This window comes from Ruegeria sp. CF8, from assembly GCF_056537285.1.
Window position 1 is genome coordinate 870,592 of the sequence record NZ_JBQFRG010000001.1, and the last position, 21,920, is coordinate 892,511.

Annotated in this window: 19 protein-coding genes; 9 read left to right on the top strand and 10 right to left on the bottom strand. The window is 56.1% G+C overall.

Annotated elements, in window-relative coordinates; translation table 11 throughout:
- Positions 1-11 precede the first annotated feature (11 nt).
- Positions 12-245: a sulfurtransferase TusA family protein gene (locus ACR0EV_RS04250; protein ID WP_480799011.1), complete on the bottom strand. Its 234-nt coding sequence runs from the start codon at positions 243-245 to the stop codon at positions 12-14.
- A gap of 106 nt (positions 246-351) precedes the next feature.
- Between ACR0EV_RS04250 and ACR0EV_RS04255 the strand changes: the two genes are divergently transcribed.
- From ACR0EV_RS04255 to ACR0EV_RS04270, 4 genes are all read left to right on the top strand, one after another.
- Positions 352-1,104, top strand: coding sequence for a cytochrome c biogenesis CcdA family protein (locus ACR0EV_RS04255; protein WP_171089861.1), 753 nt, complete (start codon positions 352-354; stop codon positions 1,102-1,104).
- A gap of 62 nt (positions 1,105-1,166) precedes the next feature.
- Positions 1,167-2,381 carry a hypothetical protein gene (locus ACR0EV_RS04260; protein ID WP_480798925.1) on the top strand — a complete coding sequence of 405 codons (1,215 nt, stop codon included), beginning with the start codon at positions 1,167-1,169 and terminating at the stop codon, positions 2,379-2,381.
- Complete coding sequence (locus ACR0EV_RS04265; protein ID WP_480798926.1) at positions 2,378-3,727, top strand: cytochrome P450; 1,350 nt, start codon at positions 2,378-2,380, stop codon at positions 3,725-3,727. The genes ACR0EV_RS04260 and ACR0EV_RS04265 overlap by 4 nt, the downstream gene beginning before the upstream one ends.
- Positions 3,728-3,800: 73 nt before the next feature.
- The gene (locus tag ACR0EV_RS04270) at positions 3,801-4,682 is read left to right on the top strand and encodes a fructose bisphosphate aldolase (protein ID WP_480798927.1); all 882 of its coding nucleotides are present in this window, start codon (positions 3,801-3,803) and stop codon (positions 4,680-4,682) included.
- Positions 4,683-4,843: 161 nt separating this feature from the next.
- Here ACR0EV_RS04270 and ACR0EV_RS04275 read toward each other — a convergent pair whose 3' ends face one another.
- Entirely contained in the window at positions 4,844-5,191 is a 348-nt protein-coding gene (locus tag ACR0EV_RS04275) for a hypothetical protein (protein ID WP_480798928.1), read from the bottom strand.
- Positions 5,192-5,588: 397 nt separating this feature from the next.
- On the opposite strand from ACR0EV_RS04275, the gene ACR0EV_RS04280 reads away from it, so the two are divergent.
- From ACR0EV_RS04280 to ACR0EV_RS04290, 3 genes are all read left to right on the top strand, one after another.
- Positions 5,589-6,557, top strand: coding sequence for a TAXI family TRAP transporter solute-binding subunit (locus ACR0EV_RS04280; protein ID WP_171089876.1), 969 nt, complete (start codon positions 5,589-5,591; stop codon positions 6,555-6,557).
- Between the two features lie 98 nt (positions 6,558-6,655).
- Positions 6,656-9,547, top strand: coding sequence for a TRAP transporter permease (locus tag ACR0EV_RS04285; RefSeq protein ID WP_480798929.1), 2,892 nt, complete (start codon positions 6,656-6,658; stop codon positions 9,545-9,547).
- Complete coding sequence (locus ACR0EV_RS04290) at positions 9,544-9,975, top strand: universal stress protein (protein ID WP_480798930.1); 432 nt, start codon at positions 9,544-9,546, stop codon at positions 9,973-9,975. The genes ACR0EV_RS04285 and ACR0EV_RS04290 overlap by 4 nt, the downstream gene beginning before the upstream one ends.
- A 23-nt stretch (positions 9,976-9,998) precedes the next feature.
- Here the strand turns inward: ACR0EV_RS04290 and ACR0EV_RS04295 are convergent, their stop codons facing one another.
- The 3 genes from ACR0EV_RS04295 to ACR0EV_RS04305 are packed head-to-tail and all read right to left on the bottom strand — an operon-like array spanning position 9,999 to position 14,087.
- On the bottom strand, positions 9,999-11,039 hold the full coding sequence (locus ACR0EV_RS04295) for a lipocalin-like domain-containing protein (protein WP_480798931.1): 1,041 nt from the start codon (positions 11,037-11,039) through the stop codon (positions 9,999-10,001).
- Complete coding sequence (locus tag ACR0EV_RS04300) at positions 11,029-13,443, bottom strand: FtsX-like permease family protein (protein WP_480798932.1); 2,415 nt, start codon at positions 13,441-13,443, stop codon at positions 11,029-11,031. Before ACR0EV_RS04300 ends, ACR0EV_RS04295 begins: the two co-directional genes overlap by 11 nt.
- On the bottom strand, positions 13,440-14,087 hold the full coding sequence (locus ACR0EV_RS04305; protein WP_480798933.1) for an ABC transporter ATP-binding protein: 648 nt from the start codon (positions 14,085-14,087) through the stop codon (positions 13,440-13,442). The genes ACR0EV_RS04300 and ACR0EV_RS04305 overlap by 4 nt, the downstream gene beginning before the upstream one ends.
- 176 nt (positions 14,088-14,263) lie before the next feature.
- Between ACR0EV_RS04305 and ACR0EV_RS04310 the strand changes: the two genes are divergently transcribed.
- Positions 14,264-14,698 carry an ion channel gene (locus ACR0EV_RS04310; protein WP_171089889.1) on the top strand — a complete coding sequence of 145 codons (435 nt, stop codon included), beginning with the start codon at positions 14,264-14,266 and terminating at the stop codon, positions 14,696-14,698.
- Here the strand turns inward: ACR0EV_RS04310 and cls are convergent.
- The 3 genes from cls to ACR0EV_RS04325 form a co-directional block, all read right to left on the bottom strand.
- Positions 14,695-16,107, bottom strand: coding sequence for a cardiolipin synthase (cls, locus tag ACR0EV_RS04315; protein ID WP_480798934.1), 1,413 nt, complete (start codon positions 16,105-16,107; stop codon positions 14,695-14,697). The two genes, ACR0EV_RS04310 and cls, sit on opposite strands and share 4 nt — an antisense overlap.
- 22 nt (positions 16,108-16,129) lie before the next feature.
- A complete protein-coding gene (locus ACR0EV_RS04320; RefSeq protein ID WP_480798935.1) occupies positions 16,130-17,104 on the bottom strand; it encodes an HAD family hydrolase in 975 nt (324 codons plus the stop codon).
- Positions 17,105-17,170: 66 nt separating this feature from the next.
- Positions 17,171-18,781 carry an arylsulfatase gene (locus ACR0EV_RS04325; protein ID WP_480798936.1) on the bottom strand — a complete coding sequence of 537 codons (1,611 nt, stop codon included), beginning with the start codon at positions 18,779-18,781 and terminating at the stop codon, positions 17,171-17,173.
- Between the two features lie 209 nt (positions 18,782-18,990).
- Here ACR0EV_RS04325 and ACR0EV_RS04330 point away from each other — a divergent pair, with 209 nt between their 5' ends.
- Positions 18,991-19,659, top strand: a complete 669-nt coding sequence (locus ACR0EV_RS04330; protein WP_480798937.1) for a Crp/Fnr family transcriptional regulator — start codon at positions 18,991-18,993, stop codon at positions 19,657-19,659.
- Between the two features lie 13 nt (positions 19,660-19,672).
- Here ACR0EV_RS04330 and ACR0EV_RS04335 read toward each other — a convergent pair whose 3' ends face one another.
- Together ACR0EV_RS04335 and ACR0EV_RS04340 are read right to left on the bottom strand one after the other, a co-directional pair.
- Positions 19,673-20,782 (bottom strand): acetoin utilization protein AcuC, encoded by a 1,110-nt coding sequence (locus ACR0EV_RS04335; protein ID WP_480798938.1) that lies wholly within the window; start codon positions 20,780-20,782, stop codon positions 19,673-19,675.
- Positions 20,783-20,785: 3 nt separating this feature from the next.
- Entirely contained in the window at positions 20,786-21,871 is a 1,086-nt protein-coding gene (locus ACR0EV_RS04340; RefSeq protein ID WP_480798939.1) for an AI-2E family transporter, read from the bottom strand.
- Between the last annotated feature and the right edge of the window lie 49 nt (positions 21,872-21,920).

Consider the following 21,920-nt stretch of genomic DNA (forward strand, 5'->3'; position numbering starts at 1 on the left):
CTAAAGGTATTTTAGACGGCTTTTTGGATCAGATAGACCTGATGCACCCCGTCAAGTTCCTGAGACAGCAGCGTATGTCCGGCCTCGGAGCAAAAATGTGGAACATCGACGATGGCCGCGGGATCATCGGCCAGCACACGCAGTACGGCCCCAGCCGGCAAGGATTTGAGCCGTTTGCGGGCTTTGAGGACGGGCAGAGGACACAAAAGCCCAAGGGCGTCCAAAGTATCTGTAATCTCGGTCATGCATTTCGGGATAGGACCAAGTTGAAATATTGTCCAGATTCCAACCACGAGGATGTGACTGAATGGCCCCGTGACGGATCGCCATTCATCACTTATGTGCAGAGACATGTTCGGAATTGAAATCATAGACGCGGGCCTGTTGCCCGCCATGTTTGTCGCGCTGTTGGGTGGCTTGATCAGTTTTCTGTCACCATGCGTGCTGCCCATCGTACCGCCTTATCTGGCGTATATGAGCGGCGTCACAATCAACGAGATGCAGGACGAGGCCCGTGCGCGGCGCAAGGCAACGATGTCGGCATTATTCTTTGTAATGGGTCTGTCGACCGTTTTTCTTCTTCTGGGCTTTACCGCGTCTGCCTTTGGGGCGTTTGTTCTTCAGAATCAGGTGCTTTTCGCCAAGCTTTCGGGCGCTGTGGTGATCGTGTTTGGCCTTCACTTCCTGAACGTATTCCGCATCCCGTTTCTGGACCGCGAAGCGCGGATCGATACCGGTGATTCTGGTGGCTCGGTTTTTGGGGCGTATATTCTGGGTTTGGCGTTTGCCTTTGGCTGGACGCCCTGCATTGGGCCTCAGTTGGGTGCGATCCTTTCGCTGGCGGCGAATGAGGCATCAGTGGCGCGTGGTACGGTATTGCTGGGCGTCTATGCGGCGGGGCTGGGTATTCCATTCCTGCTGGCGGCGATGTTCCTGAACCGCTCGATGACCGTCATGAACCGCATCAAGCCTTACATGGGTACGATCGAAAAGGTCATGGGCGGCTTGCTTTTGTTCGTAGGCATCATGCTGATCACTGGCCTGTTCACGCGGTTCAGCTGGTGGTTGCTGGAAACTTTCCCGGCCTTGGCGAATTTCGGATGAGCCGCTGACCCCCTTACCTTGACCTCAAGCCTGCGTTAACCTGCACGGCAGAAGGTAAGGGCATGAGCAGTCAAACAAATCAGCCTCAGGTGCGCAAACGTCGGGTGTTTTACATTCCCGGTTATGATCCGTTTCCGCCCAGACGATACCGGGAGTTGTATCGGTCTGAGTCACAGGCCCAGGCCGAGATTTCCGGCTATGAGATTTCCGTGTCAGCCAAGCCGCGAGCTGACGTCTTTGGCTGGCATGTCACATCGCTTCAGGATGGTGAACGGGTGCACACGGATGTCGATGTGCTGGTCTGGTCGGACATCGTGCGGGACAGCATGACGGGATCGATCCTGTCTACCTATCTGCAACTGGCGCGAACCGCTTGGACCTACATCTCAACGGGTACTCTGCGTCGGTTGATGGGGCTGAGAAAGGGGCCGGTGATTGCTGCACTGTATCCGGTAGGCATGCTGCTTTCGCAATTGCTGGTCGCGCTGCTGGTTGCGTGGGCGACGGCGAAACTGCTTGTCCCAATGGTTGGGCTGTGGGCTTTGGTTCCGGCGGGTGTCCTGGCTTATGCGGTGTTGCGTTGGTTTCGCACAATCGACAACCGACTGTTTGCCTATTACCTGATGCATGACTACGCATATTCCGCGCAGCTGAAGGGGGAAACCCCGCCGCCATTGCAGGCGCGGCTGGACACATTCCAAGACCTGATCAAAGACGCTTTGACTGAAGAGGTGGACGAGGTTTTGGTGATCGGTCACAGCTCGGGCGCGCATCTGGGTGTGTCGGTGCTGGCCGATTTGATCCGCGATTGGGATCTGTGTGACCAAGGACCGGTTTTGTCGTTTCTGACTTTGGGGCAGGTGGTTCCGATGGTGTCGTTCCTGCCAAACGCGCACCGTTTACGCGCGGATTTACAGTTTCTATCCAAGCAACCCACTGCGGCATGGGTCGATTTTACCGCCCCCGGCGATGGATGCGCCTTTGCGCTATGCGACCCGGTTGCGGTCAGCGGTGTGGGCAGCCCTGATAAGAAATGGCCTCTGGTTTTGTCGGCAGCGTTTACTCAAACGCTGTCACCTGAGCGCTGGAAGGCGGATCGCTGGCGGTTCTTCAAGCTGCATTTTCAGTATCTCTGCGCCTTTGACCGTCCCGGTGCATACGATTATTTTCGGATCACCGCGGGCCCTCAAACTTTGGCTGCACGATTTGCCGAGCGCGCGCCTTCACCGTCACGTATTGATCAGCCCGTTTCAAAATACACTACGGTTCACGCATGATCCCGCCAAAACCAAAGCCACGCCCAGACAAAGTTTCGCTGTGGCAGTATCTGAGACTGTTTCGGAAAGACCTGCTATCGGCACAGCCTCAGCGGCTCTATCGCGCGTGGATGGCTGAATTTCGAACACCTTTCTTCAGGTCTTACATGATTAATCAGCCGGAACTGGTTGATCTGGTTTTGAAAAAGAGGTCCGAAGACTTCCCAAAATCCAACCGGGTCAGCGAAGGTTTGCGGCCGCTTTTAGGTGAGTCTGTATTTCTGACAAACGGTGAAGCATGGAAGCGACAGCGCCGTATCATTGATCCAGCGTTCGAAGGCGGGCGGTTGAAAGACACGTTTCCGGCGATGCGAGATGCCTCACAAGCCTGCGCGGATCGGCTTCGCTCCAGTGTTGGAACCGAGGTTGAAGTAGAGGAAATCACCAGCCATGTCGCCGCAGATGTCATTTTCAGAACACTGTTTTCGGTACCTATCGAACATGAAATCGCAGCCGAAGTATTCCAAAAGTTCCGCGCCTATCAAAGGCGGCAACCGCTTTTAAACCTTGCGGCTTTTTTGCCTCTGCCGCGTTGGGTTCCTCGTCTACATGCCGGCGACACGCGGCGGAATGCGCATGATATCAGGCGTTTGATCCAGAAACTTACAGCGGATCGCGCGGCGGCCATTGCCGATGGAACGGCACCAAACGATCTGGCCACGAAAATCATGACAACTCCTGACCCTGCCACGGGGAAGTGTTTTGAAACCGACGAAATGATAGACCAGGTCGCGATCTTCTTTCTGGCGGGCCATGAGACCAGCGCCTCGGCCTTGGCCTGGACGCTGTATCTGCTGGCGCTTTATCCCGACTGGCAAGAGAAAGTCGCGGAAGAGGCACGAGCACATCAGGAACCGTCCTTTGCGACCATGTCCGGGCTTAAAGTCACCCGAGATGTGTTTCGCGAGGCGTTGCGACTTTATCCTCCGGTGCCAATGATGGTGCGGGAAACGCAATGTCCTGAACAGTTTCGCGATCGAGAGGTTCCAAAACGTGCACAAATTGTCATCAGCCCATGGCACCTGCATCGGCAAGAACGGCTTTGGGACAATCCGGACGGGTTCGATCCCGCAAGATGGGCTACAGAGAATGGTAAAGCATGTCAGCGCAATGCCTACATTCCGTTCTCTGCCGGACCAAGAGTGTGTACGGGCGCTGGGTTCGCGATGGTTGAGGGGCCTTTGATCCTGTCGATACTGCTGCGTAAATTCAAATTCGAAACAATCCCCGGAAATACGCCGGTTCCGGTGGCGCATCTGACCGTTCGGTCCAAGGACGGGATATGGTTGAGGTTGGTTGAGCGCTAACAAACTACCATCGTCCATCACCGTGCTGTATGCGAGGAATGAAATCGGAATCATTCTTGAACGGGAAAGCATTATGTCCAAAGCAGAACAGCGCGCACAGATGTCCAACGGAGCAGGCTTTATCGCCGCACTGGATCAAAGCGGCGGATCGACCCCCAAGGCGCTGGCGCTGTATGGGGTGGACGCGTCGGATTACACCTCGGAAGAAGAGATGTTTGGCGAAATCCAGAACATGCGCGCGCGGATCATTCTGGCGGACGACTTCACCAAGGATAAAGTGATCGGTGCGATCCTGTTCGAACGCACGCTGGGTGAAGAAATCGACGGCCGCAAGGTTGCGGATTACCTATGGTCGGTTAAAGGCATCGTTCCGTTCCTGAAAATCGACAAGGGTCTGGAAGAGACCGCCAATGGCGTCCAGATGATGAAACCGATCCCGGGTCTGGCCGATACCCTGGCCAAGGCAGAGGGTGTGTTTGGCACCAAGGAACGTTCGGTGATTCATGAAGCCAACGCGGAAGGCATCGCTGCTGTTGTGGCGCAGCAATTCGATGTGGCCCGCGAGGTTGTTGCCGCAGGGATGGTTCCGATTGTCGAGCCCGAGGTCAACATCAACTCGGAAACCAAGGCCGAGGCGGAAGACATCCTGAAGGCTGAAATCCTGAAAAACCTGGATCAGTTGGCCGAGGGGCAGGACATCATGCTGAAACTGACGATCCCGAGCGCGGCAAACCTTTATGATGAAGTGGCCGATCACCCGCGCGTGGTACGCGTGGTTGCTTTGTCAGGTGGGTATTCGACCGAACAGGCATGCGATCTTCTGGGCCAGAACGGCAAGATGATCGCGTCTTTCTCGCGTGCACTGACCGAAGGTTTGTCGAAACAGCAGTCTGATGCAGAGTTCAACGCAGCCTTGGGCGGCAACATCGATAAGATCTTTGAAGCGTCGGCTTAAGTCGCTGATAAAATGAAAGAAGCGGCGTAAACACGCCGCTTCTTTTTTCCGACCGCTCGGCTCAAACCCGGTGTTAGACTTCAAACAATCCGGAAAACTGAGCGTTGAGTTTTAGAGTCGATATAGCGCCATTTGGCGGAAGCTGTCCCGTGGCGGGGCCCTCAGGATGCTGGACACGTGCCCCGGTCAAATCTTTGGTCGGCGCCTTTAACCATCATGTCGTATTTCAGGCTGTCGTAGTTCACGACAAACGTGACGACCTGTCCGTCCTGCATCAGCAAAAACGTCATTGATTCTCCGACAGGATAAATTGCGGCTTCGCCTTCAAGGTCGCCTGTGGAAAGATAGCCTTTGTCCGAACCGCCTGACCGTTTCAAAGTTACGTTGCTGCCGTCCACATCTGATACACATTCAACTGAAAAATCATCTTGTTTCAGAGCGTTATTTGCCAAAACAGGGGTTGCTGCCGCAGCCGCAACCGCGAGCACGCAGAGGTATTTCTTTGCCATTTTGAAGTCCAAAGTTGGGGGTTTTCTGTTCGCTGGGTCCGGCAAAATGGGCAATCATTACAACCGAACCTGACGAGCAGGTGCCTTCCATTTGCGCCAGGAATGAGGCGTATGTTTGAACTTTAAGTGTCGTTGGAAATACCGGGTCAGCGCGCAATGCGCTGATGGGGAAACTTCGCGATTCAAGCTCATATATGCGGTTTGAAGGGATCAGTTTGGGCGGCGGCCTTGACAATCCGCGTCTCTGAATGAAACCTCGCAAGGGTTGGGAGAAATTGGAAAATTCAAAGAGTTGTACCTGTTGCGGGACGAGCCGGATTGTATTATCGGCACGCTTCCCTGAGCAGGTCGACCCATTTGGGTTCCAACTGCCAGATAAAAAATTGGGAGTTAACACATGAAAAACAGCAGCAAACTGAGCCTTGGCGCGTTTGTGACGGCGGCCATGATGGCACCAGCCGCATATGCGGAAGAGTTCATCACAATCGGCACCGGTGGCGTGACCGGCGTGTACTACCCGACGGGGGGCGCGATCTGCCGTCTGGTGAACAAAGGCCGCAAAGAACATGGTGTACGCTGCTCGGTCGAATCGACCGGTGGTTCGGTCTACAACATCAACACCATTCGCGAAGGCGAGCTGGAATTTGGTGTGGCGCAGTCCGACTGGCAGTATCATGCCTATAATGGCACCTCGAAGTTCGAAGAGGCTGGCCCGTTCGAAAACCTGCGCGCGGTCTTCTCGGTTCATCCAGAGCCATTCACCGTCGTGGCCCGTGCAGATTCCGGCATCACCAACTTTGAAGACCTGAAAGGCAAGCGCGTCAACATCGGCAACCCCGGTTCCGGTCAGCGTGGCACCATGGAAGTTCTGCTTGGTGAAATGGGCTGGACCACGGGCGATTTCGAACTGGCGACCGAATTGAAGGCGGCTGAGCAATCGGCGGCGCTGTGCGACAACCAGATCGATGCGATGGTTTACACCGTCGGTCACCCTTCGGGTTCGATTCAAGAAGCCACCACCGCATGTGACTCGGTTCTGGTGAATGTCAGCGGCGAAGCCGTGGACAAGCTGGTCAACGACAACTCGTTCTACCGCACCGCAACCATTCCCGGTGGCATGTACCGTGGATCTGATGGCGACACGTCGACCTTTGGTGTGGGTGCAACCTTCGTGACGTCGGCGGACGTATCGGAAGATGCGGTCTATGCAGTTGTCAGCTCGGTCTTCGAGAACTTCGATGACTTCAAAAAGCTGCACCCTGCATTTGCCAACCTGAAGCCCGAAGAGATGATCGCGGACGGCCTGTCGGCACCGCTGCATCCGGGTGCTGAAAAGTACTACAAAGAAAAAGGCTGGATTCAGTAAGCCAGACCTGATGCAGGGCGCCCACGGGTGCCCTGCACACAACCCGTGTTAAACGGGGTTCCAAAAGGCCGAAAAAGGCCGTGACGGGGAGACATTGCATGAGTTCCGACACACAATCCAATCGCCCGCTATCCGAAGAAGAGCTTCAGGACCTCGTTGCGTCTTCCGACGCTGGTGGGCGTAATCCAGTCGGCAACGTCGGGATTTTTTTGGCCGTCGTGGCCGCGATCTGGTCGATTTTTCAGGTTGTTTTGGCCTCGCCAATTTCGAACTATGTTCTGCCCGGTAGCGTTGTGAACAATGCCCGACAATTTCACCTTGCATTTGCAATGTTCTTGGCTTTTGCGGCCTATCCAGCCTTTCGCACCGATCGGTCCCAGAACGCCAATCTGAAGATCTGGGCGATTGTGATCAGCGTGTTTCTGGCCTGCTGGGCGGCTTTTGCGTTCTACATTGCACCACCCAGTAGCAGCATTCAGCTGCCCGGAACCCTAGGGAGCATCCCGATCCCGTCCATGATCTCGGATCTGCAACTTGAGTTATTGGAGCAGACCCAGCCGTCTTTGTTCTTTCTCATGCAGAATGCGATGGAGATTAACGTTGGGATCGGCCTTGCCGGATTCTTTCTATTCTTTTGGATCTACGGCGCATCACCCAAGAACTATGTGCCAATTCCCGACTGGATCATGGGGATTGTCGGGACGTTCGTCGCGCTTTACGGCTATTTCTTCTATGACAAGATCGTCAATGCGGGTGGTTTGGCGGATGATACCGATAAACTGGTCGCACTGGTCGGTCTGATCCTGCTTTTCGAAGCCGCGCGCCGCGCGCTTGGCCCTGCCATGGCGATCATCGCGACGATCTTCCTTGCCTATGTGTTCTTCGGCTCATCCGAGTGGGTGCCCGAAGTGATCCGTTGGAAAGGCGCGAGCCTGAAAAAGGCCATGAGCCATATGTGGATCACGTCAGAAGGTGTGTTTGGCATTGCTCTTGGCGTTTCCACGAAATTCGTCTTCCTGTTCGTTTTGTTCGGGGCGTTGCTCGATAAAGCGGGGGCAGGGAACTATTTCATCAAGATGGCCTTTGGCGCGCTTGGGCACCTGCGCGGTGGTCCGGCCAAGGCAGCGGTTGTGGGCTCGGCGGCGACCGGCCTGATCTCCGGTTCCTCGATTGCGAACGTTGTGACCACCGGCACCTTCACCATTCCGCTGATGAAACGCGTGGGTTTTTCCAGCGAACAAGCTGGCTCGGTCGAGGTTGCGTCTTCGGTGAATGGCCAGATCATGCCACCGGTTATGGGCGCTGCGGCCTTCCTGATGGTGGAATATGTAGGCATCTCATATGTCGAGGTCATTACCCACGCCTTCCTGCCTGCCGCGATTTCCTACATCGCGTTGGTCTATATAGTCCATCTTGAAGCGGTTAAGCGGAACATGCCGACCCTTGGCGACCGGGATGTGCATTTGGCGCGGACCGTTGTTGGGATGTTGTCTTTCTTCGTGGTGTTTGCCGGTCTGTGCTATAGCTCGCAATTCCCGGTGGATGCGGTGACAAGTTGGGCACCTTCGGCGGCGGGATTGATCCTCAGCCTGATTGTCTGCGCGATCTATGTCGTGCTGCTTTATCTGGCCGCTCAGGTGCCGGATCTTGAGCCCGACGATCCAAACGCCAAAGAGGTCACGTTGCCGGTCATCGCCGACATCTATAAGGCGGGTCTGCACTATCTGCTGCCGATCATCGTGCTGGTCTACTTCCTTATGATCGAACAGAAATCTCCGGGTTTGTCAGCTTTCTGGGCAACCGCGTTACTGTTCGTGATCCTGCTGACGCAAAAACCGCTCAAGGCGGTCTTCCGCGGCGAAAGCGATGTGTACAACCGCTTTATCGACGGTGTGGCCGACCTGTGGCAGGGCCTGATCGACGGCGCGCGGAACATGATCGGGATCGCTTTGGCCACAGCCACGGCGGGCGTGATCGTGGGTACGGTGACGCTGACCGGTGTAGGACAGGTGATGGCCGATCTGGTCGAGTTCCTCTCGGGTGGCAACCTGATCCTGATGCTGATCATGGTCGGTATCCTCAGCCTGATCCTGGGCATGGGCCTGCCGACCACGGCGAACTATATCGTCGTCAGCTCGTTGATGGCTGGTGTGGTTGTCGAACTGGGCGCGCAAAGCGGGCTGATCGTGCCGCTGATCGCTGTCCACCTGTTTGTCTTTTACTTCGGTATTATGGCGGATGTGACGCCGCCTGTGGGTCTGGCCAGCTTCGCCGCAGCCGCCGTTTCCGGTGGTGACGCGATCAAGACCGGTTTTACTGCGTTCTTCTACAGTCTGCGCACCGTGGCGTTGCCGTTTGTGTTTATCTTCAACACCGATTTGTTGTTGATTGATGTGACATGGGTCGAAGGCATAATCGTCGCCATTTTCGCCACCATAGCCATTCTGGTCTTCACTGCGGGTACAATGGGGTACTTCCTGACCCACAGCAGGATCTATGAAAGCATCGCGCTGATCTTTGTGGCCTTTGCCTTATTCAGGCCGGACTTCTTCATGGACCGCATTTCGCCTCCGTTCCAGATGGTTGAGCCTGCAGCGTTCGAAGAGACAATCGGTCAGGTTCCACCTGGCACTGAAATGCGGCTTGTGGTGTCCGGGCCTGACTTCGATACGCTTGAAATGACCGATACGACTGTGGTGGCCACGGTGGGTTCGGAAGACGGTGGCGCAGCGCGGGTCGAGGCGCTGGGGCTGATCCTGATCCCTGAAGACGGCGTTGTTAAACTTGACGAGCCGTTCCCGGGAACGCCGCTGTCAGGGGATTTGGATATCTTCGATTATTACGGAGATGAGGCCGTGCGTCTGACTTCGGTCAGCCTGCCGTCCAGCCAGCCACCCAAGCAGTTGGTCTATATCCCTGCGATGATCCTTCTGGGCCTCATCGCGCTTCTGCAACGCGGCCGGGCCGCCAGACGAGAGGTGCTTGCATGACACGTTCGGTTCTGTGCGCCATTGATATCAGCAATGGTGAGATTGATGTGCCTGTATTGCAAAAGGCGGCCGCGCTGGCGGACCTGGAAGGGGCGCAGTTGGATGTTGTGACCGTGCTGCCGGATTTTGGTGAGAGTTGGGTGTCGGGGTTCTTTCAGCCCGACTTCCACGACAAAGCACTTGAAGAGGCGCAGGCCACCCTGACATCGCTGTGTGTAAAAGCACTGGGCGCAGAGAGAAATGAGAGTATCCGCCATGTTGTGGCGACAGGAACGGCCTATCAGGAAATCCTGAAAACAGCTGAAGGCGCCGGGTCCGATCTGATCGTAATCGGTGCGCATAAGCCGGATTTCAAGGATTACCTGCTGGGTCCCAACGCATCACGCGTTGTGCGGCATTCTTCGGTTTCTGTTTACGTCGTGCGCTGATCAGGCTCCCACGCGTTAAGGGATTAATACCCTGTCATCTCAAGGTACCCGATGCCTTCATGGCTTCCGGTTACGGTGACAGGGCCTTCCCAATACTCAAACCGGGTTCCCATCCATGCTTCGGGTGTGATGGCCGAAACGTCAACTTCCACATCCCGATCCGGCAACGCAATGCGCCAATGCGTGGGAACCTCGCGCCCCGCGACTTGATCCGTGCGCAACGGCGTCAGCTGGACGGTCCCGTTGGGGATAGCCTCGGTACTGCCGTCGGCATTTATCCAAGTGGCCGAGGTGAAGTCGCCGCGCCCCCCACGCAATCGAAAAGCCATCATCTTGTCGCCGCCCTCGAAGCTGAGCGAAAACCAATCCCATCCGCTTTGATCCGCAGCAAGCGGCTGCGATGACCACTCTCGGTCCAGCCAACCCTGGCCAGTGACGCGTACATCTCCGTCTGGCAGACGAAGAACGCCTTCAACCGCATAAAAAGGCTGCGAGTAGTAATAGCTAGCCTGACCATCCGCAGATTTGACCGAATACCCTGAATCGCCGTGAAACACCAATGGTCCCTGAGCGGTCAGCGACAGATCATAGCTGAAATCCTCTCCGTTGGCCGTCAGGGTCAGGGTGTCGAAATCGGGACCGGCCATACGCCATTCGTCAATCCAAGCCTCAAAGGGTTCAGCGGTTACGCCCGCCTGACCAATCCCGCCACGTGAAAGACGTTCAGCGAAGTAATGTGAGTCGGGCGTTGTTGTCGCTGCATGGCCCATCCAGATTTGCGGGCTTTGCCAACCGTCCGTTTCAAAAGGTTTCAGTGCAGATCGGAACAGGGTCCACTGAACACCATAGTCGCGCCCATCCTCACCCTTGAGGTTGGCCGTCAGATACCACCATTCGATACGGTAAGCCGGATGGGGGCCATGATCTTTGGGGAAATCGAACACATACCCTTCTTCGGGAACATCAAAGCCCTCGGCTGATCCGCCCAAGCCTGCATATCCCTGTGCCCACAGTGGAAGTGGGAAAATGATGATCAGGCAAAGCAATAGAGTTTTAACGTTCATTGGCGAACACTCTCAGCAAGTTGGCAGGGGGCAGGCGCAGCATCCGCGACGCGGGCAGGGCGGCTGCGATTATGGCCGCCAGAAGCGTCAACAGAAACAACCACAGCCAGTCCCACGGAAAGACGAACATGGGAAGTCGCCAACCAAAGGCCTGTACGTTGATCACTGCTAGCAGAACCCAGGCCAGGATCAGTCCCAGCGGCAATGCAAGGACAGCCGTCAATGCAGCCAGCAATACGCTGCGCAAAAGCTCCAGCCGTGCCAGTTGCACCCGGTTCAGGCCCAGCGCCCAGACAGGGGCGATTTGCGGCAGGCGTTGTGTCCACAGCGTTAACAGGCTGGTCAGGATGGCGAATCCCGCCACGCCAAGGGTCAGAACGTTCAGCGCCGATGTCACAACAAAGGTTTTCTCAAAGATCGCCAGTGATTGCGCCTTCATGGCCGCTTGCTGAACCACAGACCGCGGCGGCAGGTCAAATTGGGCGCGCAGGGTTTGTGCCATCGTAGTCGCGTCTTCCGGTGGCAAGCGGATACCAAACCTCCGCATCTCGGCCCCTGGTACGATACGATCCAATTGCGCCATTGAAACGATGGCTTGACCCGTTGGATTGCCATAGTCGGAATAGACCCCTGCGATCGGTAAAACGTGATCCGGGGAAAGTTGCAGCTGGGCACCGGGCCACAAGGACGCGCGTCGCGCCAGTTGTTCGTTGATAAGCACCGCGTCTCCGGCCATCACATCATCCCAAACGGATGGGGTTGAGGCAATCAACGGCCAGTGTTGCCGGTACACAGGGTCATCCACCACACCGTACAGGAACAATGGGCCCGTTTCATGGGGCAGTTCCACGCTGCGGATCGGCAAAATGGCATCGACTTGCGGGCTCAGCCACGTGGTCATCTCGTTCGCCTGATCTTCGTCATGCGCAGTCACGTACAGCTCGGCCGTCAGCCGTTGATCCAGCCAACCGACAAAGGTTAACCTGAAGCTGGAAACCATTGTTCCCACGCCGATATTTGCCGCCAAGGCCAGTAACAGGGCCATCAGGGCCAAAGACAGGCCAGGCAATTGCGCCCGTAGGTCCGCCCAGACCCATTGCGCAACGGGACCGCGCGCCGTACGCGCCAGTACAAACAGAGCCATGGCCAGAAGCGATGGCAACAACAAGGCCGCACCTGTCAGCAATCCGGCCAATAAGGTGAAACCGGCAACAAGCCCTCCAATGCTGACATAGGCCAGCGATCCTCCGACAATCAGGATCAGACCTATTGCTCCGGCGACGTGGCGCGCGCGGGAATTGCTCTGCCACGCTTGCACGCCCGGTCCTTCGAGCAAAGGCATGTTGGACAAGCGCCACAACGCGTGACCGCTGGCCAGCAGGGTTCCGAATACTGCCATGGCGATCCCAGCGACAACCCACTGAGGTTGCAGCGTCAGTTGTCCGGTCACAGGCGCGCCATAGAGCCCCCGCAAGGTTGCGGCGACATCAGGCAGCAACGCTCCGGCCAGAAAGAAGCCCAACAGCAATCCAAGACTGCCTCCGATCAGGGCCAACAGGGTTAATTCGGTCAATACCAGCCAAACCAGCCGACGCATGGACACACCCAGTGCACGCAAGGTGCGGATCATGCTGCGTCGCTGGGCAAAGGCCAGACCAACGGTGCCATTAACGATGAACAGCCCAACGGCAAAGGACAGCAGTCCAAACGCCGACAAGTTCAAATGAAAGCTGTCGGTCAATTGCGCGGTATCGACTTGCGCTGAGGGGCTGATGCGGTCCAGTTCAGGTGCGACCTGACTAAGAGGGGGCAGGTCGCGCGGTTGGTTCGGCAGCACGACAAGGCGCGAGATGACGCCTGATTGGTTCAACAGGCCCTCGGCCACGCCGATGTCAGTCAGAATCACGTCCGAAGGCAGGGCCGATGTGGTCAGAATGGGGGGCAGGCTGTCTTGACCACGCAGCAGCACCTCTAGTTCGGGGGATACAAGAACACGACCCGGAAAGGTCAACATGTCCACAGGCTCAGGCGGAGCTGCGCTCTGTTCTGCTTCAGTCACAGCAGGCAGGGCCGGGTAGGCAACCATATCCACGCCCATCAGGCGCAAGGTTCGCCCGCCGATGCGGTATGGGCCATCCAGAACCGCTGCAACCTGCCAGCCAGCACGGCGCAGGTCGACATAGCGAGAGATTGAAATCGGTCCCGACGGGTCACGCAGCTCGTCAAACTGGCCGATGGCCAGTTGAGCATTGGCACGCGCATAGCTGGCGCGTGCTTCGGCGTTGATGGCTTGTACCGCCGACCACAAACCGGTGGCCAAAGCGATGCCGATCAGCAAGGTCGCTAACTGCAATCGATGCACCCGCCAATGGGACATCAGGGCCTGAATGACGGACCATGTCATTGAATCCGCCCGCCGCTCAGCGTGACTTGACGGTCCAGTCGCGCGGCGATTTGTTGGGAATGGGTCACCAGAAGCAGTGCCGCTTTGGTATCAGCGACAAGAGACAACATCAGGTCCAGTACAGTTGCGCTGGCGGTTTCGTCCAGATTGCCTGTCGGTTCATCAGCCAGCAGCAGCTTGGGACGCGCGGCCATGGCCCGCCCGATGGCAACCCTTTGTTGCTGACCGCCCGACAGGTTCTCGGGGTAGCGGTCCAGCAAGTCAGACAGGCCCAGTCGTTCCGCCAGATGGCTGTTCCACGCCGTATCTTCGACACCGGCAAGACGCGCATGAAAGGACAGGTTTTGCGCGACCGTCAGGGACGGGATCAAATTGAATTGTTGAAACACCAGCGACACATGGTTCCGGCGCAGCGCTGCCCGTCCTGCATCATCCAGCGTGGACAGACGTGTTTCCCCCAATGTGATCTCGCCGCCGTCAAAGCTGTCCAGGGCTGCGGCAAGGTTCAGCAAGGTGCTTTTGCCACTGCCGCTTTCGCCCGTCAGCGCAAGGGTTTGTCCCTGATCCAGAACCAGAGATACATCGCGCAGCACCGGACGCCCGCCGGGATAGGATTTCTGCACCTTGTCTACGGTCAACACCATGGCTCGCCCCGCTTTTGTTCCGCAAGATGTGCAACAGTTTTTATCCATGTCCAGTCCAGACCGACCACCGGAGCGTTTCGCCGCAGGTGCAAATGACGTCTGGTGGTCTTGTGCGCAACCGCAGCACAGTCCATTCTGTGCGGACGCGTTTCCTTTGCAAATCAGGATGACATTACATGACCTTGTTGCACCAGATCATGTGGGGCAGTACTTTTTTGGGCCTTTGCTTTTTGGTCGAGATTATTCTGTTGACCTGGTGCACTTTGGTCCTTCTCAAGCTCGAGCCGAAGTTGACGGTGAAAAGCAACTTCATGGCTGTTGCCATTCCGATTGCGGTTGCCTTGGTTTTCATTGTTGCAACACACACAATACAGGTCTGGCTTTGGGCCATTGTGTGGGTGTTGCTGGATGTACTTCCGACCTGGAACTCGGCCGTTTATTTCTCGCTCGTGACGTTCACGACACTGGGTTATGGCGACATCGTTCTGGGTGAGGCGCTGCGTATCTTTGGGTCTTTTGCATCGGTTGCGGGTCTTTTGACCTTTGGCTTGTCCACCGCCTATATGGTGGCGCTTATGACACGCGTGTTAAACGACAGGTTCTTTTCCTAAAGGATCGGAGCGAACAACCGCGCCAGAGGAGCACCAAAGCGAATATATGCCGGCTGCTGTGCGAGGGTGCGCGTCAGCTCGTAACTGTTTTCAAAATCTGCATGCAGCATCTCGGCGACCCGGGTCGCAGCTTGGGTATCGAAAAACAACGCCATAGCCTCGAAATTCAGCCGGAAAGAGCGATTGTCCAGATTGGTTGTGCCAACCGCCGCCAGCGCATCATCGACCACAAAAGCCTTTTGATGCATGAAACCGTCGGTGTAGCGAAAGATTCGCGCGCCGCAGTCGCCGGCTTCGTCAAAATAGGCAAATGCGGCAAGCCAGGGCAGGCGGTGGTCGATCATATCGGGCACCAGAATGCGCACGTCCACCCCGCGCATTGCCGCGTGTTGCAGAGCGGTCATCACGTCGATATCCGGCACAAAATAAGGCGAAGCGATCCAGAGCCGTTCTTTAGCCGCAGCGATGGCGGCAAAGAACAACATCGCACCGGTTTCCGTTTCATCGCCGGGACCGGTGGCAACCAACAAGGCGTTCATGTCTTGCTCGGATTCAGAGCCCGCCCAATCCAACTCGTCGATCAGATCTTCGTCCCGGGCCCAGTGCCAGTCTTCGGTGAAAATCAGCTGCAATTGGCGCACGATATGGCCGGTCATCTTCAGATGCGTGTCGCGCCAATGACCGAAATGCTTGTCCTGCCCCAGATATTCCACGCCAACATTGTGACCGCCTATGAACCCGGTTTCCCCGTCGATGACCACGGTTTTGCGGTGGTTTCGATAGTTGAGTTGAAATCGGAAATTGGGCCCGCGCTGATCCCGCGGATTGGCCACGTCAATCCCGGCCTCCTGAAGTGCCTCAAGATAGTCAGAGGGAAGGCCGTAACTGCCCACCGCGTCGGCCATGAAACGGACACGCACCCCTCGCTTAGCCGCAGCAATCAGCTTTTCCTGCAGCTGCAGGCCCAACGCGTCAGCGCGCACGATGTAGAATTGTATCAGTATATAGCTTTTGGCTGCATCGATGGCGTCGAAGATTGCGTCAAATGTGGCCTGCCCATCAATCAGTAACTCGGCCCCGTTCCCGCGTGAGACCGGCAAATGCGCCAAAACTTCGAACGGTCTCGGGTTGATCGACATGCGTGAGGGATCAGGTTTTGAAAAGTCGGCGAAGGTTTTGATGCCCTCGACAACGCGTTCGCTTTCCTGACGTGCGATGCGGTATCCGCGAAAGCGATGGTGGCCCAGAAAAAGATAGGCGGGCACAGCGAAAAAGGGGGCCGAGACCAAAAACACAACCCAGCCAACGGCCCCTTGTGGGGTCCGCGCTGTCTGGGCCGCGCGAACCACGAACACCGCTGCCGTTGCATAGAGGGCAAAAACGACGGCAGAAACTAGCAATGTCCACATAAGGTTAAGGCTCCGGGATGGGTCAGTTCGCCCCAGTGTAGACCCGAGACCAATCCTGCGCCATATCCACAATGACCCAACCCATTTCCGGGCCTTTGTCCAGTCCGTCAGCCAGCTTTCCTATGGCGCTTTCGCGGTCATAGGCCCATTCACGGTCTGCATCCGTATGATGGATCAGCACGCCCAATCTGGGACCGTCACCGGCGGTGACCCATTGCATCATCGCAAAGTCCCCGTCCGAGTTTCCGCCGGCCAGAATCGGGCGCTTGCCGATTGTACGTTCGATGTTGATGGGTTTGCCTTCTTTGTCATCGATGAACGCGATACCCGGCGCCTTGATGATCGTCGGCGAGCCATCAATCACCTCATAGCTGGTGTTGCCATAGGTTCCCAAAACCTGATTGGGCGGAATGCCATAGGCTTCCTCGGCGAAGACACGCATGAAATGCAGACCACCGCCCGAGACAATGTACGTGGTGAACCCTTCATCCCGCAAATAACGCAAAAGTTCGACCATCGGCTGATAGGTCATCTGGTCGTAAGGAAGATCGGTATCGGGATGACGCTCTGTCGCCAACCAATCGGCCACAGCAGTCTGGAACTCTGCAACGCTGTCACCGGAATGCGTGGTGTTCACGACTTCAATCAACGCGTCATGGCCGCCCTCTAAAACCGTTGCCAGATCTCCTTTGGCGGCGGCTTCCAGTACGGGTGTTGTCAGGATCGACGGATCTTGCTCTGCCATTTCTGCAAGGCGGTCCATGGCAAAGATGAACTGGAAATAAACGGGCTGTTCCGCCCAAAGCGTTCCATCGTTGTCGAAGACAGCTATTCGGTCCGATGGGGTAACATAGTTGGGGCTGTTTTGGCGGGTCACGCCGTCAACAAAGGCGACAATCTGATCTTTGGCATGACTGTTGGTCCAACTGGGTAGCGGATCAGCACAAGCAAGGTGCGTGGTCAGGGCAAGCGCAGCGGCAAGAATTAGGGGCTTCATTGCAATCCTCTGAAATAAGGGAGGGCCGCCGCTTTGTCGGCGACCCTTGAGTTTACGACACCAAAATCAGTTGTTTGTCGGTGTACTTAGCTTGTTCATCACCTGATCAAGGCTGAAGCTTGCCGCCTTCTGACGCGGCGGGAACTCCTGGAAGGTGCTCAAAAAAGCTCCTACGTATTGTTGCGCGGGCACCAGGAAGTAAACGCGGTCAATCATCCAGTCGTAATAAGTATTGGACGTGCGATAACCGCGCTCGTAAGGGTCACGGCGCAGGTTGACGATAATCGGAACGCGCAATTCGGTGAATGGCTCCATCCAGGCTCGCAACGTGGCCCATGCCTTCTGCTCGAGGAAGATCAGCTTCCAATCATCAAAGCGCAGCGCCGTCAGATCGCCATCGTCCGAGAAATAGAAGATCTCGCGACGCGGGCTTTCCGTGGTTTCACCCGTCAGCAGCGGTAGGATGTTGTAACCATCCAGATGCACCTTGTAGTCACGGCCCATCGCGGGGGACGAATAACCGGCTTTCAGCTTCTCTTTGATTTCAGGATCGCCGGCAACGGCCAGATAGGTTGGCAACCAGTCCATATGATGCACGATCTCGTTGTTCACGGAACCAGCTTCGATCTGGCCGGGCCAACGCACCATCGAGGGTACACGCCAGCCACCTTCCCAGTTGGTGTTCTTCTCACCCCAGAACGGGGTCGAAGCTGCATCCGGCCAGGTGTTGTAGTGGGGCCCGTTGTCGGTCGAGTAATGCACGATGGTGTTTTCAGCGATGCCCAACTCATCCAGCAGGTCAAGCAGCTGACCCACATGCATGTCATGTTCGATCATGCCAGCGGTGTATTCGTCTGCGGGACCTCCGTAGATCTCATTGGCCTGCTGGCGCATCTCGTCTTTGACATGCGTGCGGAAGTGCATCCGCGTGCCGTTCCACCAGACGTAGAAGGGTGTGCCGTTTGCATTGGCTTCTCGAATGAACTCGACGGCAGCTTCCAGCGTTTCCTCATCCACCGTTTCCATACGCTTACGGGTCAGAGGACCAGTGTCTTCAATCGGGCCGCCAGCGGTCGAGCGAATGACACCGCGCGGGCCATACGCCTCGCGGAAGGTCCGGCCGTCGGGCAGGATCGCGTCACCGGGATAGTCTTCATGCTCGGGTTCTTCTTCGGCGTTCAGGTGGTAGAGATTGCCAAAAAACTTATCAAAACCATGGTTTGTCGGAAGATGTTCATCCCGATCACCCAGGTGGTTTTTACCAAACTGACCCGTCACATAACCGTGGTCTTTCAACAGCCCGGCGATGGTTGGGTCTTCGACTTGCATCCCTTCTTTGGCACCGGGCAGACCCACTTTGGACAAGCCGGTGCGGAACACGGACTGTCCCATGATGTAAGACGAGCGACCGGCGGTGCAGGATTGCTCGCCATAATAGTCGGTGAAGATCATGCCTTCTTTGGCAACGCGGTCGATGTTGGGCGTGCGGTATCCCATCAGACCCATGGTGTAGGCCGAGATGTTGGACTGACCAATGTCATCGCCCCAGATCACAAGGATATTGGGTTTCTGATCCTGCGCCCAAGCTGGGATGGCCAGTGCCAACGCGACAGATGCTACAGCAAACTTGCGCAGTCCTTTGCGCCATGAGTCTGTTAGGGGACGGGGTGGTGACATGATATGCTCCTGATCTGAACGAGCCAAAGGGCTCGGAGAACCACAGAAAAAGCCGACGATCAAAACTGCATGAAGATCGCGGCGGTAAATTATTGATTCCCATCTGAAATGCGCGGTCGGGTGAGGAATCAAACACTGCTAGCTTAAGTCAGAATTAGCGCTATAAACTCATCATATGATAATATTAGATATTTCTTATGTGAGGCCGGATGAATATTTCGAAGCTTTTACAAGGCACAGGATGGTTCAGGGAACGTTCGGCCGCATTTCAGGCCGACTTGGCATCGTGCGGTATCCTGAAAAACATCGAAGCCGGAGAGACGCTGTATCACTACGGAGATCCCGCAAACGGCATTTATGTGGTCCTGAGCGGTGGCGTACAAATCACCGCACCGGCGGATGATGGGCAAGAGTTTGTCTTGCACCGCGAAGGTGCGGGGTTTTGGATCGGTGACTTGGCTTTGTTTGCAGGAGCCCTGCGGTTGGTTAGTGTGATTGCCACACAGGCGACAAAAACGATTTTTTTCCCGAATGCACGGATCATGCGACTGGTGCAGAACAATCCGGATTATATCCGCGATTTCTATGCTCTGACGCATGACAACATGCAGACCGCCCTTAGGATCATGGCCAATCTGGCGGTCACGGGCACCGAAAAACGTTTGGTTTTGCGCTTGCTCCATCTGGATGAGGGCACCGCGAAGAACGGAGATTGGATTGACGTGTCACAGGACGAGTTGGCCGCGATGATTGCAGTGTCGCAACCTACGTTGCACAGAAACTTGCACCATTTGGCGGATTTAGGCCTGATCGAGCTTGGCTATGGCCGTGTGCGGTTGCTGGATCGGCGTGCCTTGATTGCCAGCTGCCAGACCTGACGTGATCCGCCCGCTATGAAATTCGCGCCGACAGATAGTTCAAATCCTTTTTCAGCTCTGGCCTGATTGCACCCAAATTCGGTGTGTCTTTCAGAGTTTCGATCCAGTGACGCGGTGGGTTCTTCCCGGCAGAACGTGACCACTCAAGTGACCCTAAAATAGACTGGGCGTCCGAATCTAGGATTTCCGGGATCTCGCATCCGTTCAGTGCCGCCCAGACGCCAGTCCATAGACGTCCGACCGACCACGGGTTGTAGCCGCCGCCACCCAGAACAAGGCATCTGGGCGCCATGTCACGCAAGCTTGCCACCGCGTGCCAATGCGCATTGTTTGAAAGGGTCAGGCGGGACAAAGGGTCCTCGGCCACAGCGTCTGCGCCGCATTGCAGGACGATGGCTTGGGGCTTGAAGGCTTCAGCGGCGGGAAGGATCAATTGGTCAAGAATTGCATTGAACTCATCATCATTCGTGTTCCGGGCGACCGGTAGGTTAAAAGCGGCTCCACCGGCATCATCCTCCAACGCGCCGGTAAAGGGCCATCGCCGGGCTTCGTGCACTGAAATCATGCGCAGTTTTGTTGAGCCGTGAAACGCAACCTCGACCCCGTCACAGTGATGGGCATCAATGTCGATATAGACCACACGGTCAAGGCCTGCATTCAACAGGGTCTGGATCGCCAGGACCGGATCATTGAGATAACAAAACCCGTTGGCCCGATCGGCCAGCCCATGATGTGTTCCGCCAGCTGGGTTGAAAACGATGCCGCCGTCGCGGATGAGTTCTGCTGCCAACATGGACCCGCCCGCCGCCGTGGCAGGGCGTCGGTACATTTCGGGGAAAACAGGGTTTGACAAAGTGCCCAGCGCGTAGCGCTCGCGCGTTTCGTCCGACACGTTCTGTTCTTGTTCCGCCTTTTGCAAAGCGGCAATGTAGTCCGGAGTATGATACGTTTCTAACGCGGAGGGTTTGGCGCATGGGCTGACGCGATAGTTTTCGGGCGTCAACCAGCCCAGAGCGCGGCACAGGTCAATAACCGTTGAAACCCGTGGAATGGCCAGCGGGTGCTTCGAGCCGTAAGTCGAGTTTCGGTAAATTTCCGATCCGATGAAAACGGGGTTCTGCATGGCTTAGCGGGCAGGGGCCTGACGATCATCTTCGCCCAATCTGCCGTCTAAGGACATCATGATAGCAACCGGGCGCAGCGCAGGAATATGGCTGAAGACAATCAGGATACACACCGTCATCGGAACACTCAGGAATGCGCCAATAAGGCCCCAAACAGTTGTCCAGAAGGTTAGGGCCAGAATAACCAGAAATGTCGACATGTTCAGCGAGCGCCCCAGCATGGCGGGGTCCAGAAAATTGCCGATCAGAAACTGCAGCGTCCCGCAGCCAAAAACAATGACCAGAAACGGACCGATGGTCTCAAACTGAACCAACGCGATCATGGCAGGAAAGACAACGGCGATGATCGACCCTATGGAAGGGATGAAGTTCAGCGCAAAGGTCAAAACCGCCCATGTTTCCGCGTATTCCAGTCCCAAAGCTCGAAACACAGAATAACTGATGCCTGCGGTAATCAGGCTGATTAGCGTTTTAACTCCAACATAGCGCTGCAAACTGACCGAGATTGCATCCAGCATTGTTGAAAATTCAGCTCCGGTCTTAGGGTCTCCGGCGGCGAGTTGTATCTTTTTGCGAAAGGCAAGACGTTCAGCCATCAGAAAAGCGACATAGAGGCTGATGAGAAAGAACTGGTTCAGCAATGATGTGGCGCTGCCCAGAAGCAGGCGACCGATGAAACTCATGTCGATATTGACCAGATTGTCCCGAATGAACCTGGTTACGTCATTTCCCACCAGTCCGGTGATGCGTTCCACCGCGCCGTCAAACTGGTTTTCATACGTGCTGATCGACCTCGCAAACTGCGTGGCCTGGCTGCCAAGGATGTACATGATCATGAACAAACCGGCTAAAACAACAGTGACGCCGGCAATATTGGCCAGCCAAACCGGTGCGCGTGTCAATGCCGATACCCGGTCACTCAGCGCGAGGATCAGAACGTTGATAAGAAGCGCCATGGCCAGCGGAATCAAAAAGGTTGCCCCAGCATAGAGGCCCACAACAATCAGAGTCGCGACAATACATGTGTCGCGCACCACTGACAGGCGCAACCTGGGTCGAACATCGGTGTCATTTAGATCCGGGGTCATTTGCCCTCCTGTATGTTCGACGAAGCCTGAGCTGCCGTGGTACTGTGCT